The sequence below is a fragment of the Mycobacterium sp. NPDC050441 genome (assembly GCF_040655355.1).
Taxonomy (GTDB): Bacteria; Actinomycetota; Actinomycetes; order Mycobacteriales; family Mycobacteriaceae; genus Mycobacterium.
This window is the reverse complement of sequence record NZ_JBFAJS010000021.1, coordinates 1-5533: the sequence shown is the minus strand read 5'-3', so window position 1 is coordinate 5533 and position 5533 is coordinate 1. Positions and strand designations below refer to the sequence as shown.

Below are 5533 nucleotides of genomic sequence, written 5' to 3'. Positions count from 1 at the left end.
CCCAGGATGCGACGAGCCGACATCGAGGTGCCAAACCATCCCGTCGATATGGACTCTTGGGGAAGATCAGCCTGTTATCCCCGGGGTACCTTTTAGCCGTTGAGCGACACCACTTCCACACGTAGGTGCCGGATCACTAGGCCCTGCTTTCGCACCTGCTCGACACGTCCGTCTCACAGTCAAGCTCCCTTGTGCCCTTGCACTCGCCACCTGATTGCCAACCAGGCTGAGGGAACCTTTGGGCGCCTCCGTTACATTTTGGGAGGCAACCGCCCCAGTTAAACTACCCACCAGGCACTGTCCCCCACCCGGATACACGGGTGCGGGTTAGACGCTCAAAACGACCAGAGTGGTATTTCACCAACGACTCCACCCAAACTGGCGTCTGGGCTTCACAGTCTCCCACCTATCCTACACAAGACGCTCCAAGCGCCAATGCCAAGCTATAGTGAAGGTCCCGGGGTCTTTCCGTCCTGCTGCGCGAAACGAGCATCTTTACTCGTACTGCAATTTCGCCGGGCCTGTGGTTGAGACAGCGGGGAAGTCGTTACGCCATTCGTGCAGGTCGGAACTTACCCGACAAGGAATTTCGCTACCTTAGGATGGTTATAGTTACCACCGCCGTTTACCGGCGCTTAGATTCTCAGCTTCGAAGGAACAAGTCCCCCTAACCGGTCCTCTTAACGTTCCGGCACCGGGCAGGCGTCAGTCCGTATACAGCGTCTTACGACTTCGCACGGACCTGTGTTTTTAGTAAACAGTCGCTTCCCCCTGGCCTCTGCGACCCCACCCAGCTCAGACAGCAAATGCCATCACCGGGCGAGGTCCCCCTTCTCCCAAAGTTACGGGGGCAATTTGCCGAGTTCCTTAACCACAGTTCACCCGATCGCCTTGGTATTCTCTACCTGACCACCTGAGTCGGTTTGGGGTACGGGCCGCCGGTACACTCGCTAGAGGCTTTTCTCGGCAGCATGGGATCACTCACTTCACCTAAAACGGCTCGGCATCAGCTCTCAGGATACGCGAGAGACGGATTTACCTATCTCTCTCCCTACAGCCTTACCCCGGGACAACCACCGCCCGGGCTGAGCTACCCTCCTGCGTCACCCCATCACTCACCTACTACCCCCTCGGGCCCCACGCTCCCCACCCAACAGACCCGAAGGCCCAAAGGATGGTTCAGGTGGTTAGCATCAGAGGATTCAGCGTTGGCGCATACCAGCGGGTACGGGAATATCAACCCGTTGTCCATCGACTACGCCTGTCGGCCTCGCCTTAGGTCCCGACTTACCCTGGGCGGATTAGCCTGCCCCAGGAACCCTTGGTCATCCGGCGCACACGTTTCTCACGTGTGATTCGCTACTCATGCCTGCATTCTCACTCCCGCACCCTCCACCCCTGGGTCACCCCGAGGCTTCACCGGATACAGGACGCTCCCCTACCCATCAACACACAAAGTGTCAATGCCACGGCTTCGGCGGTGTGCTTGAGCCCCGCTACATTGTCGGCGCGGAATCACTTGACCAGTGAGCTATTACGCACTCTTTCAAGGGTGGCTGCTTCTAAGCCAACCTCCTGGTTGTCACAGCAACTCCACATCCTTTCCCACTTAGCACACGCTTAGGGGCCTTAGCCGATGATCTGGGCTGTTTCCCTCTCGACTACGAAGCTTATCCCCCGCAGTCTCACTGCCGCGCTCTCACTTACCGGCATTCGGAGTTTGGCTGACGTCAGTAACCTGGTAGGGCCCATCAGCCATCCAGTAGCTCTACCTCCGGCAAGAAACACGCGACGCTGCACCTAAATGCATTTCGGGGAGAACCAGCTATCACGGAGTTTGATTGGCCTTTCACCCCTAACCACAGGTCATCCCCCAGGTTTTCAACCCTGGTGGGTTCGGGCCTCCACACCGTCTTACCGGCGCTTCACCCTGCCCATGGCTAGATCACTCCGCTTCGGGTCTACAGCATGCGACTAAAAACGCCCTATTCAGACTCGCTTTCGCTACGGCTACCCGACACCGGTTAACCTCGCCACACACCATAACTCGCAGGCTCATTCTTCAAAAGGCACGCCATCACCAACAACAAGGAACAAGTCCCTCACTGAGGAGGCTCTGACGGCTTGTAGGCACACGGTTTCAGGTACTATTTCACGACCCCTCACCGGGGCACTTTTCACCTTTCCCTCACGGTACTGGTCCGCTATCGGTCATCAGGAAGTATTCAGCCTTACCACGTGGTCGTGGCAGATTCACACGGGATTTCACGGGCCCCGTGCTACTCGGGAACACACCCAGAAGCCACTCGAATTTCGTCTACCGGACTCTCACCGTCTACGGTCGGCCATCCCAAGCCATTCGACTACCCGAGCAGTTTATAACTCCTTGCCGCCTCGGCAGAGACGACCAGATGGTCCCACAACCCCGCACACGCAACGCCTGCCGGCTATCACACGCGCACGGTTTAGGCTCCTCCGCTTTCGCTCACCACTACTCACGGAATCACTATTGTTTTCTCTTCCTGCGGGTACTGAGATGTTTCACTTCCCCGCGTTCCCACCAACCTGCCTATACATTCAGCAGGCGGCGACACCCCATGACGGGTGCCAGGTTTCCCCATTCGGAAATCCCCGGATCAAAGTCTGGTTGCCGACTCCCCGAGGCATATCGCAGGCTCCCACGTCCTTCATCGGCTCCTGATGCCAAGGCATCCACCGTATGCCCTTAAAAACTTGAACACACAAAACGATCAGAACAAATCGCAGATAAACAACAAAAACAACCCTCAAAGAACCCTCTATAAAGAGGGTCCCTCTCCAGGCGGCTCTCATCATCTACCAGAGATGCTCGCGTCCACTGTGCAGTTCTCAAAAAACAACCGGGCCCACCAAAACCACACCACCCGAAGGTGATGCGGTCCTGGTCCCGTAGTCCGAGGTCACCCGAGCTCGCGCCCGTTCCCTCAGGACCCAACAGCGTGTCCAACCCACCACCTGCCTGAAACCAACGTTCCCACTCCCCGCAGCCGAAACTGCAGGTCGGTACTAGCCGGCTCACACACGCGGTGAGCTGAGTAACCAGTGCTCCACATCTATGAGCAGCCACCTGACGAACATGCGCCGTCACTGGTGGCCACCGACCACGGTCCCTCTCGCGAGGCGACCCTGGCCAGTTGATGCTCCTTAGAAAGGAGGTGATCCAGCCGCACCTTCCGGTACGGCTACCTTGTTACGACTTCGTCCCAATCGCCGGCCCCACCTTCGACCGCTCCCCCCACAAGGGTTGGGCCACGGGCTTCGGGTGTTGCCGACTTTCGTGACGTGACGGGCGGTGTGTACAAGGCCCGGGAACGTATTCACCGCAGCGTTGCTGATCTGCGATTACTAGCGACTCCGACTTCACGAAGTCGAGTTGCAGACTTCGATCCGAACTGAGACCGGCTTTAAGGGATTCGCTCCACCTCACGGTATCGCAGCCCTCTGTACCGGCCATTGTAGCATGTTTGCAGCCCAAGACATAAGGGGCATGATGACTTGACGTCATCCCCACCTTCCTCCGAGTTGACCCCGGCGGTCTCCCATGAGTCCCCACCCGAAGTGCTGGCAACATGGAACGAGGGTTGCGCTCGTTGCGGGACTTAACCCAACATCTCACGACACGAGCTGACGACAGCCATGCACCACCTGTCACCGGCCCAAAAAGGACCCACCATCTCTGATGGTTTTCCGGCAATGTCAAGCCTTGGTAAGGTTCTTCGCGTTGCGTCGAATTAAGCAACATGCTCCGCCGCTTGTGCGGGCCCCCGTCAATTCCTTTGAGTTTTAGCCTTGCGGCCGTACTCCCCAGGCGGGGCGCTTAATGCGTTAGCTGCGGCGCGGAATCCGTGGAAGGACCCCACACCTAGCGCCCAACGTTTACGGCGTGGACTACCAGGGTATCTAATCCTGTTCGCTCCCCACGCTTTCGCTCCTCAGCGTCAGTACAGGCCCAGAGAACCGCCTTCGCCACCGGTGTTCCTCCCGATATCTGCGCATTTCACCGCTACACCGGGAATTCCATTCTCCCCTACCTGCCTCTAGTCTGCCCGTATCCACCGCAGACCCACGGTTAAGCCGTGGGCTTTCACGACAGACGCGACAAACCGCCTACGAGCTCTTTACGCCCAATAATTCCGGACAACGCTTGCGCCCTACGTATTACCGCGGCTGCTGGCACGTAGTTAGCCGGCGCTTCTTCTGCAGGTACCGTCACGTTAGCTTCGTCCCTGCTGAAAGAGGTTTACAACCCGAAGGCCGTCATCCCTCACGCGGCGTCGCTGCGTCAGGCTTCCGCCCATTGCGCAATATTCCCCACTGCTGCCTCCCGTAGGAGTCTGGGCCGTGTCTCAGTCCCAGTGTGACCGGTCGCCCTCTCAGGCCGGTTACCCGTCGTCGCCTTGGTAGGCCATCACCCCACCAACAAGCTGATAGGCCGCGAGCCCATCCCCAACCGAAAAACTTTCCACCACCCGATCATGCGATCAGCGGTTACATTCGGTATTAGACCCAGTTTCCCGGGCTTATCCCAAAGTCAGGGGCAGGTTGCTCACGTGTTACTCACCCGTTCGCCGCTCGAGTACCCCCGAAGGGGCCTTTCCGCTCGACTTGCATGTGTTAAGCACGCCGCCAGCGTTCGTCCTGAGCCAGGATCAAACTCTCCATCAAGGTCACACGACCAACCAGGGGGCGAACCCCGACCGGCCAAACCTCAGGAAACAATCCCAGCATCACCATCCCCCACAAAGAGGGACAGCATTGCCTCAAAGAAATCCCCACCACCCCCGAAGAGATGGCACGGGGCGACCCGGCCAAACAAATGACCGAGCCGATAAAGGCACTGGCTTTTAACACGCTGTTGAGTTCTCAAGAAACGGACACCCACCGTGCTGGATCCGCTTTCGCGTTTCCCGCCCCGGGGCGACTCGTATTACTTTATCAGATCCGCTCGGACTGTCAATTCCGGGCTTTTCCGATACGCCATTCCGGTTCCGCTTGCGCGGTTCCTTCCCGGCGGTGGAGCTATTTCATCAGATCCGGCCCGATTGTCAAATCGATCCTTTTCCGATCCCATCACGACGGCGCGGGCGCGACGAAGCCGCGTCAGCTGGTCGAGGATGGTTCCCCCGGGCCGGCCGCCCTCAGGCGTCCCGCACTCCCGTGGGGCGAAGTGAACAGTATGCCCAAGACGAGGGGACGTCAAACCGGCTCGCACACTTCAATGGCGCCGGCGAGCCCGCGCCGCCCGTCCGAAGCCGCTCAGGCACCTGACCTACCTCGGGCTTTGTCCTGGTTCACCCCTGCTTGAACCGCTCGAACATCGCATTCACGCGGCCGAGGTTTCTTTTCGGCAACGCCGACCGTTCGGCGCGTCTCAGGGCTTGGCCAGGTATCCGCCGATGAACAGCACGCCTTCGGCGATGACCCAGACGAAGGCCGCGACGGTGAGGGTCACGTCCAGCCGAGAGGGTCTGCGCCGGACACCGGGCATCGACCA

General features: G+C 58.8%; 2 rRNA genes. Both read right to left on the bottom strand.

Annotation, left to right across the window (positions count from 1 at the left end):
• Positions 1-2739 (bottom strand): 23S ribosomal RNA (locus AB0I14_RS32025); the annotation flags it as partial.
• 448 nt (positions 2740-3187) lie between these two features.
• A 16S ribosomal RNA gene (locus tag AB0I14_RS32020) occupies positions 3188-4704 on the bottom strand.
• Positions 4705-5533: the final 829 nt, after the last annotated feature.